Below are 21,756 nucleotides of genomic sequence, written 5' to 3'. Positions count from 1 at the left end.
AGCTGAAGCCGGGCTCGCGGCCGCGTACCGGCCGCCGGGCGTCCGACGATGTCGCGGGCGGTTGCCGCGGGTGCCCCGGCGGGCTACCATGCGGCCCCTTTTTCCGGGATGATGCGCCGCCATGACCGAACGCCTCGATCCGTACGTTTCACTCCGCAACCCCGCGTTCCGGTGGTACGTGGCCGCGCTGGTGGCCATGACGCTGGGGACGCAGATCCAGGCCACCGTGGTAGGATGGCAGGTCTACGCCATCACCCGGGATCCGCTCGCCCTGGGGCTGGTGGGGCTGGCGGAGGCGCTTCCGTTCATCGGCGCGGCGCTGTTCGCGGGCCACGTGGCGGACCGGCACAACCGCAAGGCGCTGTCGATGTACTCCACCGCGCTGCAGGTGCTGTGCGCCGTTGCGCTGCTCGTCCTCGCGATGCGGCCGGAATTCCTGCGGGACGGGCGCGTGTGGCCCATCTTTGCGGTGGTGTTCGCCAGCGGGGTGGCGCGCAGCTTTCTGCAGCCCGCGCGCACGGCGCTGGGCGCGGAGATCGTGCCGCGGGAAACGTACGCCAACGCCATCGCGTGGCGGTCGTCCATGTGGCAGGGCGCGGCGGTGCTGGGGCCGGCGCTGGGCGGCCTGCTGTACGGGTTCGCAGACGCGCGCCTGGCGTACGTGGCCGAGGCGGTGCTGTGCGCGCTCGCCCTGCTGGCGCTGGGCGCCATGGCCTACACGCCGCGCACCCGCGAGATCGTGGCGGGCGAGGAGGGGATCTGGAAGAACCTCACCGTGGGGATCCGCTTTCTGTTCACCCAGCCGGCGCTGCTGGGTGCGCAGGTGCTGGACCTGTTTTCGGTGCTGTTCGGCGGGGCGGTGGCGCTGCTCCCCATCTTTGCGGATGAGCGGCTGCACGTGGGCCCGCAGGGGCTGGGCGTGCTGCGCGCCGCCCCCGCCGCCGGCGCGGTGCTGATGTCGGTGATCATCGCGCACCGCAGGCTGCGGAATGCGGGGCCCAAGCTGTTCTTGTGCGTGGCGGGCTTCGGGCTCTGCTGGATCGTGTTCGCGCTGTCGCGCTCGTTCTGGCTGTCGCTGGCGCTGCTCGCCATCAGCGGGATGCTGGACAACGTGAGCGTCGTCATCCGCAGTACCCTGCTCACCGTTCGCACGCCGGAGCACATGCTGGGGCGCGTGTCGGCGGTCAACCAGATCTTCATCGGATCGAGCAACGAGATCGGCTCGTTTGAAAGCGGCGTGGCGGCGCGGCTGCTGGGGGTGGTGCGCAGCGTGGTGCTGGGCGGCGTAGCCACGCTGGCGGTCGTGGGCATCACCGCCTGGCGCGTCCCTGCCCTCCGCAAGCTGGATGAACTGAACTGATCCGGCTCCCCGCGGGACCCCGCCGGCCGCGCCCGCACGGCCCGCCGGATCAGCGGGCCAGCGGCCGGCGCTCACGCGTTGCATTCACCTTTCAGGACACGATTGACAACAACACCCGCGTTCGCGTAGGTTCGGCGGTGCAGGTCCGCTCGGCGCGACCGCGCGCGAGCCCATCGTCATCTCATGAAACGGGGAACCATGCAGAAGCTCACGCTGAACCTCGACACGCTGCGGGTGCAGTCCTTCAAGACCTCCGAGCTGGACCAGGAGATGCCCGCCTCGCCTGCGGCGGCCGCGCTGTACGGGACGTCGCGCTGCGCGATTACCGACTGCACCTGCGGATTCACCATCTGTCAGGAAACCGTCTGACCGCTCCCCCACCGGGGCGGGTGGAAGGCCACGCGGGCGCGGAGACCGGCTGTCTCCGCGCCCTCACGAATTCCTGCCACCCGCTCCACGGCAGGTTCGCCGGCCAGCGCGCCTCCCCCGTGCGGACCCGCACACCCGCCCACGGCAGCGGCCAGCCCGCCCGGCCCGAGAGCGTGCGCGGCGCCGCGGGGACGGCCGCCTCATGGTCCGCGGCGCCGGGCGCGGTTGCGGGAGCAGGCGCAACGTCGACGACCAGCGTGTCGGCGTGGGAGCCGTACGTCGCAATGAAGGTGTGCCGGCCGGGGGCATCAAAGCGGAAGCCCTCCAGCTCGGAAGCCCCCATGCCGCGCCGGTACCGGCCGCCTTCCACCAATACGGAGACCGGAGCTCCGGCGATCACCCGGCCGCGCGTGTCGATCACCCGGACGCGCAACCGTACCGGCTGGCCAACGACGCCGCGTGCTTCACGGCCGGTGAATTCCACCCGGGCCACGGGCGGGGTCACCCGTACCTGCACCTCGAGGCTCCGTGCCACCGGCTCCCTGCTCGGCAGCGTGTCGCCCGGACCGCGCAGCCCGCGCACCCGCACGGTCGTGCGCCCGATCCGCCGGGCGACGACCGAAATGGAGGGGCCCTCCCGCCAGACGCGCCTCCGCCCCGCAACGACCGGCCGCAGGCTGATGATGGAACTGTCCCCCACTGCCCACCCAGAATCGGACTCCACGGGATTGTAGCTGGAGCAGACGTCGAAGTGGCACCTCGTCTCGCCCACCACCAGGGCCGCGGAGTCACCCACCGCCAGCCACACGCCGTCGCGTCCATGGGTTGGGCCACTGATGTACCGGCGGATGGAGTTGACTTCGGCCTCATACCGGCGGCGGGACGCGGCCCCTTCCGCGCGCAGCGCCGAATCGGGCTGCGGCACCTGTGGATCCACGTACTCGATCCGCGCGCTGTCCTGACGAAAGCGGGTTGGGACTTCCGGGCGGCTCTGCCAGACCTGCGCCCATTCAGGCCGCAGTCCCACGAGCCGTGCGATGATGGCGCTGTCGCGCAGCGTGATCACGACGCGCTGGTCCTGCACCGCGGCGGAGATGTCCGCGCGTGAGCAGTCCTGGAACATCCCGGGGCTGCAGTAGGACGCCCCCGCCGCCGACACGAGCTCCGCGAGCGACCCGAAGCGCCGGGCGAACGGCTGTCCGTACCCACGCCCGATGTTCACCGACAGGCTGCGCGGTCCATCCATCCCGTCGATGCTGACGGTCCAGGCGTACCAGGGGGAGTAGTTCCGGTCTTCCAGTTCGGTCCACCCCCATTCGCGCGCCGTGTCGCGCGGAAAAACGACCCGCAGCTCGCGCCGGCTCGCGAAGATCCGCGTGCTCCCCGCGCCGAGCGAGTCCGCGCCTGCGCCGCCCGCGGCCGCCACGCCCGGGCGCACGGGCGGCGCCAGGCGTGGAAGGCCGGATACCGGCTGGGGACCGGGCTGGCACTGTGTGTCCTTCCAGTGCGGGCTGCGGTTTTCGCAGGTGACGATGCTCGGCTGCGTACCCAGCGCGGGCCCCGCCGAACCCCAGCAATGGACGCGCCCGTCGTCGCCCAGCGCGCAGGCGAAGTCGGAACCCACCGCCAGGGCGTGCCACCGGCGCCCCGGCCCCACCTCCACGGCGGCCGGCGAGCAGCGTCCTCCCTGAAAGCAGCCGTCATGGTAGGACTCGTCCGGTTCCCCGGCCCTCGCGGCCGCCGCGTAGTCCGGCGGGCCGCCGTCCGGCCCCGCGTTGGCCGTCGCGAGCGAGCCCAGCTGCCCCTCGTTGTTGGTGCCCCAGCAGAAGATCCGCGCATCCAGCGTCCGGGCGCAGGCGAACCAGTAGCCGGCGTGCACCTCCACGGCGCGCCCGGGCAGTTGCACCTGCCACGCGCGATGGGAGTCGCCCCGTTTGCACTGGCCCAGTCCACAGCGGTAATTGCTCCCCCAGCAGTATGCGCGGCCGCGCACATCCGCCGCGCAGGCCATGCTTCCGCCGGAACTGACCTGCGAGAATTGAACGTCGGACGGATCCGGCTGGCGCCCGTCGAGGCTGTCCGGCAGCACGCGCGTGGGCAGCGCCCTGCTGCACGTACGGTTGCCGTACGGCGGCTCGCCGCGGCAGCCGTGCATGAGGGCGGAGTCGCCCACGGCGCCGCTCTGCCCGTAGCCCCAGCAGTACACGCCGCGGTTGTGCAGCGCGACGCCGCAGGTAAGCCACTCCCGGCTGCTGATCTGCGAAAACTGTACGCCACCCGCGATGGCTCCGGGCTCGCGGGTCACCGCCCCGCCCCCGCCCGAGGCGTCCGGCGTCCACGTGCCCCTGCCCAACTGGCCCATGCCGTTGCCGCCCCAGCAATATGGAGTTCCGCCCTCGGTGAGCGCGCAGACGTAGTCGTGGCCCCGCGTGACTGCGCGCACGCGCTGGGAGCCAAGGGCGCCGCGCACGGGGAGCGGGAGCACGCAGGCGGCGGATCCACAATGGGGCGGCGCGGGAATGGGAGCGCCGGCCGAGTCCGTCCAGCCACCCGTCGCCTGCGGATCGCAGCGCACTTCCCCGTCCACCGTCACGGCGCACGTGCCCACGAACTGCGGGGCCAGCAGCCGCACCCGTGCAGGCGTGCCGTCCGCGTTCAGAATGCGGGCAGGTTCGCCGTCCCTGCCGACGTCTGCGCCCCAGCAGTACCCGGCGCCGCTCGTGGTCGTCAGGCACGCGGTGTGTGCGGTGGCCGTCAGGGTCGCGAGGGTGTCGCTGGCCGGCACATCAGCGGGCACTGGGGCGGGAGAGGAAAGTCCCGCACACCCGGCCAGCAGGGCGGCGACGGCGCTCAGCGCTGTGAATGTCCGGATCATGCGGGGTCGCGCGAGGGGTTGGCCGAAGGCACGGTACATCACGGGATTCTGAGCGGGAATCCTGCCACGGAACTCGGCATTCTACGCCACGCAGGCATCAGGCTTCCACGAGTTCCGGCGGGACCACGGCGACATCCCGCCCCGTGACCGCCCTGGGGCGGCGCTTGGCCGGAAGCGCCCGGATCGCGGCCCAGCGGGGTGCCGGAAGGACCAGCGACACGCTCTGGCGCCAGTCGCCGATGGTGAATACCGGCGGAAGCGGGTCCGGAAGGTCGGCGCTGCTCAGATACACTCCGGGTTGGCCATTGGAGACGTTGACCCATCGTTCAGGGTTCAGCCAGTCCGGAAGCGTCTCGGGCAGATGGTAGCTCGGAGGGGGAATGAAGCCGCACTCCGGACAGGGCTCGTCCTGCGGCGCGCCACCCTTGAGCTTCGCCAGGGGAAGGTGAACGCTGGAGCCGGCGAGCTCAAACAGCTGCTTCTTTCCGTACGCCGTGTTGATTGCCGGACGCCATTGCAGAAGTGCCTGCTCCTGGTCGGTGAGCAGGGCGAGGAACGTGTCGGAGAACAGCGTCAGGCCGGCGCCGAGCGGCTCGGGAGCCGCGGACCATCCATCGTAGTGGGCCTCCTGCCCGCTCGAGTGCCGAAAGCGCAGCGGCTCGCGCGTCCGCGCGCCCAGCGCAACGCCGCATTCCGTGCATACGCCGCCGTGGAACAAATCGTCCCAGTTCAGCGCGTCGACGCCTCCACCCGCGCTTACCCTTGAGAGCGTTGCCACAAAGCGCGCCCTCCAGGTCTGCGCCGGGGGTGCGCTGGGGTTCCAGCCCGGGTCCGGCTCCGGGGTAACGTGGCGGATCTCGCGACCGTCGGCCGCCGCAAAGGCGAGCACCGCGCGGATGTCGTCGGCGCGCAGGTCAGGAAGATCCGCAAGGATCTGCTCCTGCGTCATCCCTCCCGCGAGATACTCCAGCACGTCGGATACGGCGATGCGCGTGCCGCGGACAACCGCTCTCCCGCCGCGCACGGCGGGGTTGATGACGATTCGTTGAAGCAGATCCGTCACGGCTGCATCCTAAGAATGGTTCGGCCACACAAACAACGGGCGTGCCGCGCCCGTCCCGCACCGGTCGCCGATCCGAACGGAACAGTCGAGACGATGGGGAGGCGGGCGGCGCATCGCCAGTCCGCGCGCATCAGCCGATCCCCATGTCGCGCACAAAGGGATCGTGGATCGCGAATTCGTCGACGCCAGCGGTTCACGCAGGATCCGCCGAACCGCAAACTCCTCTGCACGCACCCCGGACGCCACGAACTCGTAGTTCTCTTTATCAGACAGAACTTGCGCAATCAAGCTGCGCAGAGATACCTTGGGGAGCGCGCCCGGACACGTTGCCGGGCATCCCGATCCCTCTCCAGGAGAGAAGCCCCATGAAGCTCCGCACCGCACTTTCCGCCCTCGTGATCCTGGCCGGCGCCGCCGCCTGCGAGCACGCCCCGACCGCCGCCGTGCGCGCCGAGTCCGCGCGGCCGGGCCTGAGCGTCGCGCCCGTCGCCAACATCAAGCTGGTCGCCAAGAAGCCGATGTCCAACGATCCGTACGGCTCGGACTGGTTCTTCCGCTTCGACTTCAACGCCAGCGGGTCGTACGATCCGGACGGCGGCTCCGTGACGTACTACTGGGCCAGCAGCTGCGTCTACGTGCCGAACAGCTACGCGTACACCGCCCGCGTGGACGTGCAGCCGGGCGACACCTGCCTGGTGGACCTGTACGTCACCGACTCGGAGAACCTGACGAGCCACGACCAGGTGACCGTCAACTCGAACGGGCAGATCACCTACTGACCCGCCCGTCCCGCCGCTGTCCGGCGTTGCGCGTCCCCTTCTCCGGCCTCCGGAGAAGGGGACGCTGCGTTTAGTTTGTGATACGAGGATCCCTCAGATTTGTCCGCGTGCTTCTCCGCTAAAGTCGCGACCACCGCCTACGGTGCCGAGCGCGCGCGTTTGTGGCCTGTTCACCGGCCGTTCAGTGCTCCGAACACATCATCCCGAGATACGCGCTCGGTGCCGCAGCCTTCCTGAATGGCAGCCTTGAGAGCGCAATCCTCAATCACTTCAGCAAGCATGCGTCGCAACGGCCCGGAGGACGCAAGCGCCTCGGCCATGGCCCGCCTGAGATCGTCACCCCGCCCGGGAGGTGGCATCATTCAACCGCCTTTCCGGGTGCCGCGAACGCTAGCACCGCGCAGATGTCATCGGCTTGCAGGTCCGGAAAGTCCGCGAGAACCTCGTCCTGCGTCATTCCTCCCGCGAGGTACTCCACGACGTCGGACACCGTGATCCGCGTCCCGCGCACCACCGGCTTCCCGCTGCGCACGGCGGGGTTGATGATGATTCCGTCGAGCAGCTCCGTCATGGACTCCTCTCTCTCCGGCTAGAGGCGCTCAAAACCTCACCGCGCCATAGCCAAGCGCGTCCGGTACATTCGTGCACACTCGATTACCTTGGGATCGAGCCGGCTGGATTTAGAGATAATCTCGAGTGCGTCTGCGGCGAGGCCCTCTCGAAAGATCCGGCGGGCGTGCGAGGTTCGTGACCGCCGCGATTTACCCGTAAAATCCGCGGGGAGTCGCGCAGCCACCTGCTCGTTTGACAACGTGGGAGCAGCAAACGTGTCGAAGTACGTGACGAAGACCTCCTTGCCGACGCTATTTAGAAGGCGAACGAGATCGACGTCGCTGGGCATGACTGCCTCATAGGGATGATGGTTGTGATTGCCCGGGCGGGGCTGGGTTTAGATCTCTCTCAACTGAGTAGCGAGCGCCCGGAGTGCCGCAACCCGCCGCTCCAGCTCGTCCGCGTTCTTCTCCGCCAAGTCGGCCACCGCCGCCTCCCACCCCTTTGGCGCCGAGCGCGCGTTCGGCCCGCTCATCCGCGCCCGGCGGATCGTGTGCGGGCCCGTTCCGAGCCGCTCGGCCATGTCCGCCGCAGTCACCGGCTGCGTGCCCCAGAGGACGTCCGGTGCCGCTACCCGAGGCGGTGCCGGGGAAGCGCGTGGTGCTCATCACCAACCACACCGGGATCGGCCGCGCGCGGACGCCGGACATCGACTTGATCGCAGAGCACCCAGAGTTGGCGCTGGCAGCGCTCCCGGCTCCGGGGCACGGGGCCACGCCGCTCGACGCCCCTCGGGTCGCGGCCATCATGAACGCGAAGCAGCAGGTGCACGTCAGCGAACCGGACGAGCGCAGCCGACACGTGATCGCGTTTCCCCTCCGACGCCGGGCACGGACCCGCGCGATACGGTACGCGCCATCCGAGCAGCGGCGTGCCGCATGACCGAGTCGAACGCGCGATCCGTGAGAAGCCACCGCAGGCGCGTCAGGATCTCAGCGCCGCCACCCACCCGATAGCGCGTCCGGGGCCGGGGAGCCACCAGCCCTTTCCACACGACGTGCGCCACCGCCTCCGGCGGGGCGCCGTTGCCCTGGTCCGCGCCCTCCAGCAGGGCCGCCGCGAGCACCGCCTGGTCCGCGTACGCCGTCGCGCCGGATGTCGCGAGCAGGGCTCGGCGCGCGATGGCGCTCCACTCCGTGCGGACCGCCCCCGGCTGGATCACGATCACGTGTATGCCAAAGGGTGCCAGCTCCATCCGCAGGCAGTCGCTCAGGCCTTCCACGGCGAACTTGGTCGCGTGGTACCAGCTCCCCATCGGCTCGTGAATCTCTCCGCCGATGGAGGACACGTTCACGATGCGCCCCCCGCCCTGCCTGCGCATGATGGGCAGCGCGAGCTGGATCATCCGGGCCAGGCCGAAGACGTTCACGTCGAACTGTCGCTGGCCCTCCGCCAGCGTGACGTCTTCGAGGGCGCCGTACGCCCCGTATCCCGCGTTGTTGACGAGTGCGTCGAGGCGCCCGGCTTCGTCGGCAATGCGCTCCATGGTCGCCACGCGCGACGGCTCGTCGGTAACGTCCAGCGGAATCAGGCGTGCGCCGGCGCGCCTCAGCTCCTCCATGGCTTCGACGCGGCGCGCCGCGGCATACGTGACGTACCCGCCCGCCAGCAGGCGTGCGGCGATGGCGCGCCCAATGCCGGCAGACGCGCCCGTGACCAGGGCGACTCGTTGCACAGGTGCGGCCCCCTCGAGGGTGGAGAATTTGTACATGGTGAGCTCCTTTGGGACAGGCTTGCGAAAGGATGCTCCCATGGTACACTGTGGACCATGGTCCACAGTCAAGGGGGTTCAATGCTCATCCAGGAGTTCTGCCGCGCGACGGGGCTGGGGCGCGACACCGTTCGTTTCTACGTGAAGCGGGGACTGCTCACCCCCGCCGTCGGCTCTTCCCCCGGCAACCGGTACCGCGTGTTCGACGAGGCGCAGGTGGAGCGCGCACGCCTGATCCGCACGGCTCAGCGACTGGGCTTCACGCTAAGGCAGATCGGCGCGCTGGCCGCGGAGTACGAGCACGGAGGCGTTTCGCGCGAGGGTCGCGCGCGGCTGCTGCGCCAGCACCTGGCCCAGATCGACGTGCTCGCGGAGCAGATGGCCACGCTTCGCGCGTACCTGGTGTCCAAAATCGGCTGGCTCGAAGGAGGCGAGAACGGCCCTCCCCCCGGCCTCCCGTGAGCCCCACCCATGCGGCGCCCCGGCCGGCCACGCCCATGCTCCGGCGCGGCAGGTGCACGTACGCGCCCCCGTCGCGCACACGGCGTGGTCACTCGCACCGCGATTCCGAAGATGGCGCTCAGATCCAGGACGCGGCCAGGTTCTGCATCGGTCATGTCTGCGCCACCATGCCAGGGTCGTGGACCGCGTACCAGCCGCGCGGGTCATGGCCGCCCTGCGCAGCACGTCAGGTTTCAACGCGCAACTCCGCCGTCAGCCTGCGCAGCGAAGCTACCCGCCGCTCCAACTCGTCCGCATGCTTCTCAGCCAAGTCCGCCACCACTGCCTCCCACCCCTTCGGCGCCGAGCGCGCGTTCGGCCCGCTCATCCGCGCGCGGCGGATTGTGTGCGGATCCTTCCCGAGCCGCTCGGCGATCTCGATGGCCGTCACCGGTTCTGTCCCGAGAAGCACCTCGGCTGCCGCCTTGAAGTCCATCGCCGTTTTGGTATTGCAGGTTGACAAACGCCGCTGTCGGTATTACAATGATACCGGCAGGGCAAAAAGGAAGGCTGGCCGCTCTCCCGCCAAGAAGAATCGACCAGCCTCACAAGAACGACCCGAAAGCCGTCCGCAACAACGGTAGCCCTGCCGGGCGGCGCGGGTCAAGAGGATCGGAGCATCCCATGCTGATGGAACGCCGCGCCACGCCCAAGCCCACGCTGGAGGAGCACTCCGGCTACACGATCCAGAAGCAGGACAGGAGCCGGTGGTGGGAGGTGCGCGACCCCGCGGGCGAGTTGGTGTGCCTTACGGTGTACAGGCGAGACGCGCGGGAGGTGGTGCGGAGACTCGCGGTTTATACATCCGCATGATCACGCATCGGAAGTACTGCGTCGCACTACCGATGCCTGGGCGGGCCGCCCCTCTATGCTCTGCCCAGCAGGAAAGATGTGACTACAGGTTCCTCGCGACTCGCAGTCTCCTGATCAGGGCCTCGGCCTCGGAGCGCCGTGATGCGCGGTTGAGATAACCCTCCGAGCCGAGTTCAACGGGAGTCGTTTTGGTACCATTCTCGACCTTTGCTGCCCATTCGCTCAGCGATGCAACGAGTATGTCCATCTCCTCGCGAGTTAATTCGATTTTCATGTCCGCTGTGGTATGTTGTTAGAATACTAGGGACGCTAGAACTCGGTGCCAAACGGGAATAGCTGTGGCCAAACTAAGAGCGAGTCCCAGGGGCCCTTGCCAGTAATCCAGTGGTCAGCAGCAGCCATGGCGTATGGTCTCCAAAGCCTTTGTTGTGCTGAATGAACAAGACTACGATATACTGGGCTGTCGCTTCGGAGCGCTTTCCACTGGGATCCGAAGTAATTCGACAATACGAAGTCAACTCCCAAGACCGCGTCCATTGGGGGATGCGCCACTCTTGGAGCCTCCAATACGAGGTGCGTGCCGAACTCCGAATCTGGTTTCGGCCAAAGCCTTCTCCCTCCGCAGTGGAAATGGTAATGAGGATGCGCGAAGGCGCTGTCGTGACTTTCCGGATCGGGATCGCTATCGACGGGGTGCCGATCCAGATGCCATGCTGCTGTCAGTACTTGACCACTTGCTGTTTCCCCTGTTAGCTCCAATTCCACCGTAAGAAGGTCGAATGGATCAACCTCATGTCCGTCGTCAAGACAAGGTCCCGATAAGCTAAGGTGCAGCTCGACAGCGACTTCCCGCAGCGTTCGGGGACGATGATGCCGCAATCGATCCTCGATTGGTCGCAACGGCCGGAAAGTCAGACCATGGAACTCGTATCCCCACCTATATTGATTGTTATTCTGGCGGGAGCTTTGGCATTGGGACGCGGCTTGGTTCAGAGGGCCTGGGTCACGCACTAAATCCTCATCGTGCAAAACCCGCGCGAGAGACCTCAACTCGTCAGCACGCTGACGAACATACTGATCAGCTTTGGTTTTATTCACCGGACATTCAGTCGTGTGCGTGCGCGAATAAAGCGATCATTCTCCAAAGGGTCGATCCGCAGGCCTTTGGACCTCGCTGTACCATCCAATAGTGCAGTGAGGGATACGTATACGCGATCCTGCCAAGGGAACTTCGGCTGTCGATCTACCAGGAATCCCTCTTTGGGATCGAGTGGATCGCCCGAAGCACGACAAATTGTCCAGAACATCGTGCTCGAACTCGGTTTGAAGGCTGTTGCGGGTACCAAGTCCCGGATCTTCAATTCTTTTCGCAGATACGCGACACGTTCGGCCGAAGGTGTGGTACGCAATGATCCCGAAGCGTTACCCATCGCACGCCATGCGGACTCAACTCCAGCAGCCCACCAGCGGGGCCAACCGGCAGCGAAAGCACCTTGGTAGCTTGCTTCATTCAAACGATCTACCAACGTTTTGAAGCCCGGCGAGCGTCCCTGGTCAATCCCCATTCGAGCGGCTAGCACGCCGGAGTCGATAAGTGGCCCCGGAGTGTCGAGAAGTTCTCGGAGTACAAATCTCGCTACCTCATGGATAGGTGGCGTACCATCCCGGCCCAAGAAGTGATTCAGTATTCGCGGATCGAGGTATGGAGGTTGTTCATCGATCCCCAAAATCATCAATCCGCGATTCACGCCGCGCTTCCGCGAATGAGCTTGACCAATTCGCTTGTACCCCTCGACCAAAGCAATCAATTCAGCGGACAGTCTAGCAGCCCCAACAGGGTCCTCAATTCGCTCCTTGAGGGATTTAACATCAAAGAGATCGTGGCTGGTATCATCATTGACATAGGATCTCCGAAGTCGCTCGTCCGTTGATAGCAGAACGATGGGAAACTCGGGAAGAACCCCTTCGGTGGCACGCGTACGAATCTCCTGTGCGAGCGTCGATGCACGGTAGTCTGCTCGCTTGTCACCGGCGGCCAAATTAGGGAACTGATCGAGCCGGAGATCTAAAATCAACCCGTCCAAGGCACCGCCCAGATGCTCTTCTCGGAGGGTTTCCATCTGCTTGGGATATTGCTGCGGATGACGGTGCTCAATTGCAAGCCCTTCGCCGGCGTTCTCCACCGCCCTGATGTAGGGCCGCACGGCCTCGATAGGCTCATCGTCCAAATAGATATACCGCTTCACTGAACTAATCCTCCTCTATTGCTGTAGGAAGCTCTATCCGAATGGATGTTACGTATCCTTCAGGTGCAGAAGACACAAACACGTCGCCCTCATAGCTTTCTACGATATCTCTCACGATCTTCAGCCCGAGCCCGGAGCCCTGAAGTTCCTCGTGCTCGCTTGCATCCAAGCCCGTCGAGCCGGAGGTTGTAAAGAAAGCACTAAAGATCCGCTCAGCATTCTGCGGGGGGATGCCGTCGCCGTTGTCAGCGCATTCGATGAAGATTCGATCGGACTCCATCCCTGCGCGGAGAAGCATACGCCCCTGTGAGTGAGCTCGCTTTATAGCCTTGTGGGAATTCGAATAGAGATTGAACAAAATAGAAGAAATCTCGGACGAGTGCATTGGGGTCGTGGTTAGGCCGTATCCAGTAATCTCAAGGTCTAACTGAATCCCGGAACGCGTGGCAGCAGGTTTGGTTGCCTGGACAAACTCCCTAAGTACATAAGCGATGTCCTGCTGCTCCAACTCTCGACTGGCGTTGTCAGCGATCGCTCGATAAAAATATGACGCGTAGGTCCTGAAGCGCTGTACATTAGCATACAGATCTTCAGCCTCTGCCCGGAGCGGATGCTCCGACAGAGCTTCGACCATCGCTTTTGCGCTCAGGTGAGCGGCACCAAGAATCTGCCGTACCTCGTGTGTGAACTCACCTATCGCCAATCCTAAACTCGCGAGGACCCGGAGCATCCCGAGTTCCTCGATCAACTCCTGCCGGCGCTCCTCTTCCTCGGCTGCAACGATCAACAAGTCTTGCGCGGCTCGGGCGACAACGCCTGAGAGGCCCTTGGGCAGGTCACCAGGATCCGGATCCAACCCGCTAGTAGGGGGGGGTGGCCGTGTTGCCGTAGCAGAGCTTCCTGCGGCAGCGCTCAGGCTTTCGGCTATCCTGAGCAAGCGATCGGTCGGCCCGGGATTCTGATCAGGACGGGGCCAATCTCGTTGGCTAGCGGTCTGCTTTCGCCCGCGCGTGGCGGCAACTCTCAGTGCAGCAGACTTCAAGACGCGAGAGCAAAAATCCTGCAACTCAGAAAATGCTTCGTTTTCCAGCAATCCTTCCCGACTTGATGTTTCCTCGAAAGTGGCGCCCTCAGGATCCACAATCTCAACGAAGCCAAAAAAGTTTGAGTTTGCATGGGGTGGAAGAATATCGCGCGCGCGTGTCGACGCATCTAATCCCAACCAGTCGTCGTCGCGTTCACCGTAGGGTAGAACCCTGAATCCGTTGCGGTACACGCGAACCCCGCCCTTCTCCTGTGCCATCTCGCGAATGGTCGCGACCATGGAACGGGGGATAAGGTCAGACGCAACGATGAAGTAGTACGCCCTTAAACTAATATTATGCAACGACTTGAAAGGCTGTTGACTATCGTTGCGATCCCTCCCAATCGGCTGGTCGACCTCGCGTAGTCCTAGCCGATCAGACACCAGGGACCAGGCCCCCCGCCCGTCCTCATCCACGATCGCGCTAATCTCAGCAAGAGCGTGTGAGAAGATGGATGTACTCTCGTCCGCTACGACTTCGACGCTTTCTGATACAGCTCGCTGTAATGTTGCTTTGAATCCGGGATCAACAGCAACACGGAGTGGCGCAGGGTGATCAGAACCTAGACGAGTAGAGGTCCCGAGAGGGAACGGTTGAAGCAACTCAGACACGAACCGATACACGCGCCGGATTGCAGCTTCGGTCCAGGCTTCGCGCAGATTCGAAATGATTAGCGTGGTGCCTTCAGCCCGTTCCTTCGGCGCTACGGTGATTCGATTCGAAATCGTTGCGAGATCTCGACCAGCTGCGAAGGCATTCCAATCAAGTTCTACTCTAAACGCGCAAGTGGAATCTTTCGTCTGCGTCACAATGCACAGTTCAGTACCAAGTCGCTGCACGGCAAATCGTCCGATTCCCTTCTTTCCTGCACGCCGCCGACCATACTTAGGAGAATACGGATGGGAGAGTTTCTCCGTGGACGAGAGGCGCATGAACCCGTCGACGAGTTCCTCCCTGGTCATTCCGAGGCCATCATCCTCGATTCGCAGCGAACCACCGGAACGGTCAGTTCCTGAATAAGTTAGCACTACTGTGCGAGCATCCGCGTCGTACGCGTTCTTGATCAGCTCGGCGACCGCCGTTTCCTGCTTCGCAACCAGTTCGCGCCCAAGGCGGCTGATGATCGCAGCATCCGTCGAGAAGCGAACAAAATCGGGATCCTTCTTGGCGACTTTCGACGAAAGTTCGACGACACGATCAATGTCTAGTTTGTCAGCAGTCACGACGTCTTGCAGTTGTGACCGAAGGACCTCAAGCGACTCTGAGTCAGACATTCGCCTTCTCGGTTCGAGATCCGCGCCTGCTCTCACGGAGTTGTGTCAGCGCGTTGTTCATCGATCGAATCTCCTCTGGGCTTAGAAAGCCGAGTCGCACGTGCAACTCGTCCGCTACAGCTCGTGCCCCGGATCTATCACCAGAGCGAATCAACTCGTCCGCTCGCGAGAATGCTAGGTCCACGATATCGGGATCGGAAATCTCGGGTTCGAAGACGAGTATCCGAGCTGCTTCCGAAGGCTCGAGCTTTAGACCGCCGGAGCCGTAGCTCCGCCCTTCGAGTTCAGCGGAGAGTTGAGCGAAGGTGCCTTGGAGCGAGAGTGCTAAGAACTTCTGTGTACAATTGTCAACGCCACTTTCGAAGAATATCCGATGGACAGTATTGGTGCAAGTCACACCGGTGTCGTTCAATACGAGTGTCGGCCCATCGCCCTGCATGCAGGAAAGAAAACCGTCAGGCCTAATTCCGTCGTGGGCCAAATGCCATGTAGAGCGCTTAGCGAATGTCTGATTCTGCTCCTTATAAATCTTGGGGTAGCTGTTCAGATAGTCCACAAGAGATCGCTTCGCCTCAATCTCACCCCGGGTATCCACTAGAAGGCATCGAAACCCGGCTTCTCTGTTCCTCAAAAGATCAACGTCGGAGACGACCAATCCTCTGCAATGGGCGAATTTACCGATAATCGGCTGCAGACATTCAGGCGGAATGCTGTGAGCGTTCGCATTCTGTTCTGACAACACGAAGAACTTATTCGCGCCTGTGACGATACCAATCCGAACCTTCAGGAATGCACCAAGGGAACGAGTTTGACCTCGGCTCCGAATATCGTCCCACACAGTCCGCGTTGGCTCAGGCAGTAATGCTAGGGACGCACGCCCCTCCCACTTCACTCCCGCGCGCTTACCAGCAACCCAAGCGGCGACAGTGAGTTCAAGGTCATTGAGATCTTTAGCCCGAGCCAACTCAATTTCCGCCGTTTGTGAGCTACCATAGCCCTCACAGAGCAGAACAACACTATTCTCCTCTGTACCTTCTGCAATGAACAGACGCTCCTCCAGTTGAACCGCAAGGCACCGGCGGAATGACGATTGTAGAACATCGCGGACCTTTGCCGAGTAATCAGCATGAACGAAGCTTCCAGGTAGAATCCACGCCATCCGTCCGTTAACATCCAGAAACGAAAGACTGTGAATCAAGAAATAGGCCCACAGGCTCGCCTTCCGACTAAGATTGACTCCTGCTACCTCGGATAGACGCACGGCTGTGCTCCGCTGCTCCTCCTCCATGTTGTGGAGGGAGACATACGGTGGGTTACCGATAACGACCGTGAAGGCTCGGGTTGGGAAATCTGAGTTCGTAAGTGCAAGAAAATCTGATCGAAGGAACCGATGATCCGGAAAATCGCCTGTGAGGAGCTTACCTAGGAACACGAAAGCATCAGGGTCGACATCAGAACCGCAAACGAGTTCTTCCGGGAGCACACGCCCTAGAGTTCTTAGCCGGTCCAAGACTGCAGCCAAAAAACCGCACCCGCCAAAGCTGGGCTCCAAGACTGAGTCTTCCCGCGTTTGGATAGCCCAATTCGCAAGTATCTGAGTAGCCCGGGTGGGCGTATAGAAAATCCCATTCTTCTTCCGGTCGAGAGGAACGCGCTCCAGACTGTCAGCATCTGTACGTAGCGCCTCCGCCTCGTTCTGAGCATCGAGCTCCGCGGGCAATCCCAACGCTGGGGGTAACAGATTCGGCACGATGAGATTTTGGATCTAGAGTAGAGGTGCTCGGGCAACCGCGAGGCTAGTAATAGTAGCTCGGGAGGGTTCCTGACAAAAATTAGGAACCCTCCCGTATTCTACCGACGGTCTCGTGAGCAATGCTTTATCGAGGCCTTCCCAAACGCCTCCCTGCGGAGGGAAGCCTCACCCGCACTCGCTGAAGCCGCAGGCGTGGCACTTCTTGCAGCCTTCGGCGAACTCCAGCTGGCTGCTGCAGTCCGGGCAGGTGCCCATGAAGGTCTCGGCCTCGGCCGCGTAGTTCATCAGCGAGAGCTGGGGCTGCTCCAGCACCTCGGGCAGCTTCACCTCCTCCGTCTTGCCGCCCACCGCCTCCGGAATCAGCTCCTGCTGAATGCCGGCCTTTTCGCGCTGGTGCCAGCCCAGCGCCTGGGCGATGGCATCGGGCACCGAAAGCACCTTGTTCTCGCCGAAGCCCACCGCGCGGTCACTGCTGATGCCGCGGAGCTGCTGGTACACGTCGCCCACCGGGATGCCGAAGCGCAGCGCCATGCTGATCAGCCGGCCGATGGCCTCCACGTCGGCCATGGCTACGGAGCCCGCCTTGCCCAGCGTGGCGAACACCTCGAACTCGCGCCCCTCGTTGTCCTCGTTGATGGTGACGAACACGTCGCCCAGCGGCGAGTTCATCTTGCGCGTGGTGCCGCGCAGCACGTTGGGGCGCTTGCGCTTCTGCCGGCGCGCCTGCGCGTTCACGTGCTCCGCCTGGCTCAGCTCCGTGCGCAGCCGCGCCATCTCGCGCTCCAGCTTGGCGATGCGCTCGGCGCTCTCCGCGGCCTTCGCCTCCGCCTCGGCCACCTTGCCCGCGTCCTCCGCCTGCTGCGCCGGCGTCTTGGTGGCGCCCGTGCTCAGCACCTGGCCGTCGCGGCTGCCGTCGCGGTACACCGTGACGCCCTTGCAGTTGAGGTCGAACGCAAGCTCGTAGATCTTGCGCACGTCCTCCACCGTGGCGGCGTTGGGAAAGTTGGTCGTCTTGCTGATGGCGCTGTCGCAGTGCTCCTGAAAGGCGGCCTGCATGCGCACGTGCCACTCCGGCGTGATGTCGTGCGCCGTGCTGAACGCGCGCTGCACGTGCACCGGCACCTCGGCAAAGTGGATGTGCCCCTCGCGGGCGATGCGCTCCATCAGCTCCGGGCTGTACCACCCCTCGGCGTGCGCGATGGCGGTGAAGTCCTCGTTCACGTCCGGCATCAGGCTGCCCGCCTGGTTGCGCATGAACGCCACCGCGAACAGCGGCTCGATGCCGGACGAGCAGCCGGCGAAAATCGAAATCGTCCCCGTCGGCGCCACCGTGGTCACGTTGCTGTTGCGCAGCGCGCGCACCGGGCGGATGCGCTCGCCATTGGGCGCGCGCGCGGCCGTGGCGTCCGGGCCCCAGATGCTCCGCTCCCACTCGGGGAAGGTGCCGCGCACCTGCGCCAGCCGCTCCGACTCGCGCTTGCTCTCCTCGTCCAGGAACTCCATCACCCGGCGGCCGATCTCCACGCCCTCGGCACTGTTGTACGGCACGCCCAGCCGCACCAGCAGGTCGGCGAAGCCCATCACGCCCAGCCCGATGCGGCGGATGCGGTTGGCTAGGTCGGTGATCTCCGGCAGCGGGTACTGGTTGGCGTCGATGACGTTGTCCAGGAAGTGCGTGGCCAGGCGCGTCACCCGGCGGTACTCCTTCCAGTCGATGCGGTCGCTCCACACCTCGCCGGCCGGCACGTCGTCGCGCACGAAGGCGCCCACGTTCACCGAGCCCAGGTTGCACACGTCGTACGGCAGCAGCGGCTGCTCGCCGCAGGGATTGGTCGCCTCGTACGCGCCCAGGTGCGGCACCGGGTTGTAGAAGTTCGCCCGGTCGATGAAGAACACCCCCGGCTCGCCGGTGCGCCACGCGTTCTGCACGATCTTGTCAAAGATGGCGCGGGCGTCCTTCTGCCCCACCACCTCCTGGGTGCGCGGGTTGATGACGTCGTACATCTCGCCCTTGTCCACCGCGCGCATGAAGGCGTCGGTGATGGCGACCGAGATGTTGAAGTTGGTGATCTTGGTGATGTCCTGCTTGCAGTCGATGAAGTCTTCGATGTCCGGATGGTCCACGCGCAGAATGCCCATGTTGGCGCCGCGGCGCGTGCCGCCCTGCTTCACCACCTCGGTGGACGAGTCGTACAGCGACATGAAGCTGATGGGCCCGCTGGCCACGCCCGTGGTGCTGCGCACGATGTCGCCGGACGGGCGGATGCGGCTGAAGCTGAAGCCGGTGCCGCCGCCGGACTGGTGCACCATGGCCATGGAGCGGAGCGTGTCGTACACGCCGCTCTGGTTGTTGCTGAGCGCGTCGTCCACCGGCAGCACGAAGCAGGCGCTCAGCTGCCCCAGCGGGCGGCCGGCGTTCATGAGCGTGGGCGAGTTGGGCTCAAAGAGCCGGCGCGTCATCAGCAGGTAGAACTCGCGGGCCAGCGCGCGGACCTGCTCCTCACCCGCGCCGTACTTGGCGTCGGCCGACGCGATGGTCAGGGCCACGCGCCAGAACATCTCCTCCGGCTCCTCGACGGGCTTGCCGTTCTCGTCCTTGCGCAGGTAGCGCTTGGCCAGGACGATGCGGGCGTTGTCGGACAGCTCGGCACGCGGAAGGTTCAGGTCCGCGATGGGCGAGGTCGGGGCGGAGGAAGGGGTCATCGGGGCACTCCTGGATTACGTTGAACGGTGATTCAGAGCGAAACGCAAGGCAGAACAACAGCTTGGGACGGGGATACCCACCGGGCGAGCAGGGCACCACATCTAGCGCGAGTTCCAGTATAGACCCCTACATATAGTGGGTCAAGGGTCTTGTGAGCGGTCGCAAGGTGTGTACCGCGAGCGGCCGGAACCGCGTGTTCCGCGGGATTTTTCAGCACTGGCGCGGGGATTTTCGCGGCCATGCGGAACAGTCGGACGGAGCGCACGCGGAGGGCGCACCACTACAGGTTGTGGTGGGGGTCCACTACGGGTTGTGGTGCGGGCGGCGGAGTTCGCGGGCGGCCCCCACCCGGGCCGGCACCACCGGCCCACCCTCCCCCGAAACAGACTGGGGGGGGTTGGGTGGAGCGGCTTCACCGTGCCAGGCAGGGAGTGGCGCCGCCGCGGGCTGTGGCCCTCACCCGGCTCGCTAAGGCTCGCCACCCTCTCCCACGAACAGATGTGGGAGAGGGGGCACACCCCAACAGCGATGCGGCTCGGCAGCGGAGTGCGGCTGAAGCCGCCGCAACAACGGCTGGAAGCCTCACGGTAAGACTGTGAGGCTGCACCTGCGCGGGGCGAGGTTCGGTGCGAGCGCCGCCCTCGCGCTGCGGTTCCTATTTTCCCGCAGCGGCGAGAGGGGAGCCTCGCTGAATGCGCGGCACCGTCCGGAGCGAACGAGTTCGTCGTTCTCCCTCTCCGCGCGGCTGTTTGCGCGGGGAGGGCCGGGGAGGGGCCCCGAGCCGGCGAGGCGCACCGATGTTCGCCGTCCGCGCGCACTCGCCCGCCGGTCGAGGGAGCAAAACTACACCATCGCGAACGCCCCGGCAGGCCCCCGCGTGAAAGAGGCCAGACCGGCGACAACCGGTCTGGCCTCTCCGTCCACCCAGGTCCCGATCGCGCCGCGAGCGCGGCGGCCGGGACCCTTCTGCCATCACGGCATGTCCGTCTCCCGCCGGTCCTTGTGCTCGCCCGGGCGGCCGCCGTACATGCTCTCCTCGCGGATCTCCGCCGGTGCCTCATCGGTGGCGACCAGGTCCTGGCCGTGGGCGTTGGCGCCCAGCACGGGGACGTCGGTGGGCGACGGGCTGGAGTTCTGGACCTGCGCGCCCTTGTCGTTCTCGGTCACGTGCGGCGGATGCGCCTGCGACGATGCGGCCGTGCCGATCTCCTTGCGCGGACCCGGTCCGCCCGTGCGCTCCGTGGTCATCCCCCCACTCCCTCTTCGCGGGGATCGGTGTTGCCGCGGGCTTCGCGCTGCCGGCCCTGCTCGTCCACGTCCTGGTCCTTGTGGATGCCGGCGTTGGCGTGCACCGAGGGCGCGGGCTTGCCCGGGTTGTGCGGAATGCCGGCGCTGGCGGCCTGCTGCGCCATCTCCTGCTTGTCGTGCAGCACGGTATCGTCCTTGTCGGACTGGCCGTGGCCGACCTGGGGCAGGTTCTTGTAGTCCGTCGCGCCCGCCTCGCGCGGGTCGATGTTGTACTGATCGGGTCGCTTGCCGCCCATGGTGTCGTCTCCCTGTATGCGAGTGCGCAAACCGTTGGGCGGCATGGTTGTTCACGATCCGTGCCGGAGGGGGAACGTCAGGGAATGGGGAATGGGGAATAGGTGGATGCGGTGCGGGAGATAGATCAGTGTGCGTCCGACGGTGTGGCCCTCACCCCGCGTGCTGCGCACGACGACCCTTTCCCACGAACAGATGTGGGCGAGGGAGCACACGGCAGTTTGGCGCGATGGGCAGATGTTGATGCGTTCCCCGGGCCGTGAGGCCCCATCCCCGGCCCCTTCCCCAAAAGCCCTGGGGGACGGGAAACGTCAGCGCAGCCTCGCGTTCGGCGCCGACCGCGTCGCCCGGGCCGGAGCAGCCTCACAGCAGTACCGTGAGGCTTCCAGCCGTTGTTGAGGCGGCTTCAGCCGCTCAGCCGCACTCAGCCGCCGAGCCGCATCGCCGTTGGTTTGTGCCCCCTCTCCCACATCTGTTCGTGCGAGAGGGTGGCGAGCTTTAGCGAGCCCGGTGAGGGTCACAGCCCCCCGCCGCACCGATCTGCGCAATCCACTCCGAATCTGCCGCCCCGACAACCCTGCCCCAGTCTATTTTGGGGGAGGGTGGGTGAGTAATGCGAACCCGGGTGGGTGCCGCCCTGAGCTCCGCCGCTCGCACCACCCTCAGCCCCTCAGAACGCCTGCCCTAGCCGCAGGTAGAAGCGCGGCCTCTGTGACGCGCGCACGAAGTCGCCCCCCCCGGTCGCAAGCTCCAGCGGCCGGAGCGGAACGCCGACGCCGCCCACCAGGTCGATGGGCGCGTAATAGAAGAGCCGCAGCGACGCGCCCAGTTCCGCGCCCACGGAGGCCAGCGGCTGCGCTTCCGTCCGCGGCTGCAGCGCGAACCGGCACGCCTCCACACACCACGCCGCGCCGCCATCCGCGAACACCGTCCCCCACGTGCGGTCCAGGTAGGCGGGGATCAGCCGTACCCCGCGCTCCACCAGCGCCAGCGGAAAGCGGTATTCCACACTCCCCGCCACGGCGCGGTCGCCTAACTGCGCGCCGGACGGATAGCCGCGCAGCGGAAA

General features: G+C 65.2%; 18 protein-coding genes and 1 pseudogene. 5 read left to right on the top strand and 14 right to left on the bottom strand.

Annotation, left to right across the window (positions count from 1 at the left end; translation table 11 throughout):
• Positions 1–121 precede the first annotated feature (121 nt).
• Together VF665_RS17595 and VF665_RS17590 are read left to right on the top strand one after the other, a co-directional pair.
• Complete coding sequence (locus tag VF665_RS17595; RefSeq protein ID WP_331054756.1) at positions 122–1,360, top strand: MFS transporter; 1,239 nt, start codon at positions 122–124, stop codon at positions 1,358–1,360.
• A gap of 198 nt (positions 1,361–1,558) precedes the next feature.
• A complete protein-coding gene (locus VF665_RS17590) occupies positions 1,559–1,729 on the top strand; it encodes a hypothetical protein (RefSeq protein ID WP_331054755.1) in 171 nt (56 codons plus the stop codon).
• On the opposite strand, the gene VF665_RS17585 is transcribed toward VF665_RS17590, so the two are convergent.
• Together VF665_RS17585 and VF665_RS17580 are read right to left on the bottom strand one after the other, a co-directional pair.
• A complete protein-coding gene (locus tag VF665_RS17585; RefSeq protein ID WP_331054754.1) occupies positions 1,704–4,514 on the bottom strand; it encodes a hypothetical protein in 2,811 nt (936 codons plus the stop codon). The genes VF665_RS17590 and VF665_RS17585 overlap by 26 nt on opposite strands.
• A gap of 187 nt (positions 4,515–4,701) precedes the next feature.
• Complete coding sequence (locus tag VF665_RS17580) at positions 4,702–5,667, bottom strand: DUF433 domain-containing protein (protein ID WP_331054753.1); 966 nt, start codon at positions 5,665–5,667, stop codon at positions 4,702–4,704.
• Between the two features lie 365 nt (positions 5,668–6,032).
• Between VF665_RS17580 and VF665_RS17575 the strand changes: the two genes are divergently transcribed.
• Positions 6,033–6,446, top strand: a complete 414-nt coding sequence (locus tag VF665_RS17575) for a hypothetical protein (protein ID WP_331054752.1) — start codon at positions 6,033–6,035, stop codon at positions 6,444–6,446.
• 170 nt (positions 6,447–6,616) lie between these two features.
• On the opposite strand, the gene VF665_RS17570 is transcribed toward VF665_RS17575, so the two are convergent.
• From VF665_RS17570 to VF665_RS17555, 4 genes are all read right to left on the bottom strand, one after another.
• Positions 6,617–6,766 carry a hypothetical protein gene (locus tag VF665_RS17570; protein ID WP_331054751.1) on the bottom strand — a complete coding sequence of 50 codons (150 nt, stop codon included), beginning with the start codon at positions 6,764–6,766 and terminating at the stop codon, positions 6,617–6,619.
• A gap of 38 nt (positions 6,767–6,804) precedes the next feature.
• Complete coding sequence (locus VF665_RS17565) at positions 6,805–7,017, bottom strand: DUF433 domain-containing protein (RefSeq protein WP_331054750.1); 213 nt, start codon at positions 7,015–7,017, stop codon at positions 6,805–6,807.
• A 36-nt stretch (positions 7,018–7,053) separates the two neighbouring features.
• A complete protein-coding gene (locus tag VF665_RS17560) occupies positions 7,054–7,347 on the bottom strand; it encodes a hypothetical protein (protein ID WP_331054749.1) in 294 nt (97 codons plus the stop codon).
• A gap of 483 nt (positions 7,348–7,830) precedes the next feature.
• The gene (locus VF665_RS17555; protein WP_331054748.1) at positions 7,831–8,769 is read right to left on the bottom strand and encodes an oxidoreductase; all 939 of its coding nucleotides are present in this window, start codon (positions 8,767–8,769) and stop codon (positions 7,831–7,833) included.
• 81 nt (positions 8,770–8,850) lie between these two features.
• On the opposite strand from VF665_RS17555, the gene VF665_RS17550 reads away from it, so the two are divergent.
• Positions 8,851–9,231: a MerR family transcriptional regulator gene (locus VF665_RS17550; RefSeq protein WP_331054747.1), complete on the top strand. Its 381-nt coding sequence runs from the start codon at positions 8,851–8,853 to the stop codon at positions 9,229–9,231.
• Positions 9,232–9,457: 226 nt separating this feature from the next.
• Here VF665_RS17550 and VF665_RS17545 read toward each other — a convergent pair whose 3' ends face one another.
• On the bottom strand, positions 9,458–9,706 hold the full coding sequence (locus VF665_RS17545) for a hypothetical protein (protein ID WP_331054746.1): 249 nt from the start codon (positions 9,704–9,706) through the stop codon (positions 9,458–9,460).
• A 188-nt stretch (positions 9,707–9,894) separates the two neighbouring features.
• Here VF665_RS17545 and VF665_RS17540 point away from each other — a divergent pair, with 188 nt between their 5' ends.
• Complete coding sequence (locus tag VF665_RS17540) at positions 9,895–10,083, top strand: hypothetical protein (RefSeq protein WP_331054745.1); 189 nt, start codon at positions 9,895–9,897, stop codon at positions 10,081–10,083.
• Between the two features lie 1,094 nt (positions 10,084–11,177).
• Here the strand turns inward: VF665_RS17540 and VF665_RS17535 are convergent.
• From VF665_RS17535 to VF665_RS17505, 7 genes and pseudogenes are all read right to left on the bottom strand, one after another.
• Complete coding sequence (locus VF665_RS17535) at positions 11,178–12,329, bottom strand: hypothetical protein (protein WP_331054744.1); 1,152 nt, start codon at positions 12,327–12,329, stop codon at positions 11,178–11,180.
• A gap of 4 nt (positions 12,330–12,333) precedes the next feature.
• Complete coding sequence (locus VF665_RS17530; RefSeq protein ID WP_331054743.1) at positions 12,334–14,688, bottom strand: sensor histidine kinase; 2,355 nt, start codon at positions 14,686–14,688, stop codon at positions 12,334–12,336.
• A complete protein-coding gene (locus VF665_RS17525; RefSeq protein ID WP_331054742.1) occupies positions 14,681–16,408 on the bottom strand; it encodes an Eco57I restriction-modification methylase domain-containing protein in 1,728 nt (575 codons plus the stop codon). The genes VF665_RS17530 and VF665_RS17525 overlap by 8 nt, the downstream gene beginning before the upstream one ends.
• Positions 16,409–16,606: 198 nt before the next feature.
• On the bottom strand, positions 16,607–19,144 hold the full coding sequence (locus tag VF665_RS17520; RefSeq protein WP_331054741.1) for a vitamin B12-dependent ribonucleotide reductase: 2,538 nt from the start codon (positions 19,142–19,144) through the stop codon (positions 16,607–16,609).
• A 973-nt stretch (positions 19,145–20,117) separates the two neighbouring features.
• Positions 20,118–20,393 (bottom strand): hypothetical protein, encoded by a 276-nt coding sequence (locus tag VF665_RS17515; RefSeq protein ID WP_331054740.1) that lies wholly within the window; start codon positions 20,391–20,393, stop codon positions 20,118–20,120.
• On the bottom strand, positions 20,390–20,689 hold the full coding sequence (locus VF665_RS17510) for a hypothetical protein (protein WP_331054739.1): 300 nt from the start codon (positions 20,687–20,689) through the stop codon (positions 20,390–20,392). The genes VF665_RS17515 and VF665_RS17510 overlap by 4 nt, the downstream gene beginning before the upstream one ends.
• A gap of 668 nt (positions 20,690–21,357) precedes the next feature.
• Positions 21,358–21,756: pseudogene (locus VF665_RS17505) on the bottom strand (hypothetical protein); the annotation flags it as partial.

The sequence above is a fragment of the Longimicrobium sp. genome (assembly GCF_036387355.1).
In the GTDB taxonomy this organism is placed as follows: Bacteria; Gemmatimonadota; Gemmatimonadetes; order Longimicrobiales; family Longimicrobiaceae; genus Longimicrobium.
The sequence above is the reverse complement of the archived record's forward strand: the minus strand, read 5'-3'. Positions and strand labels throughout refer to the sequence as shown.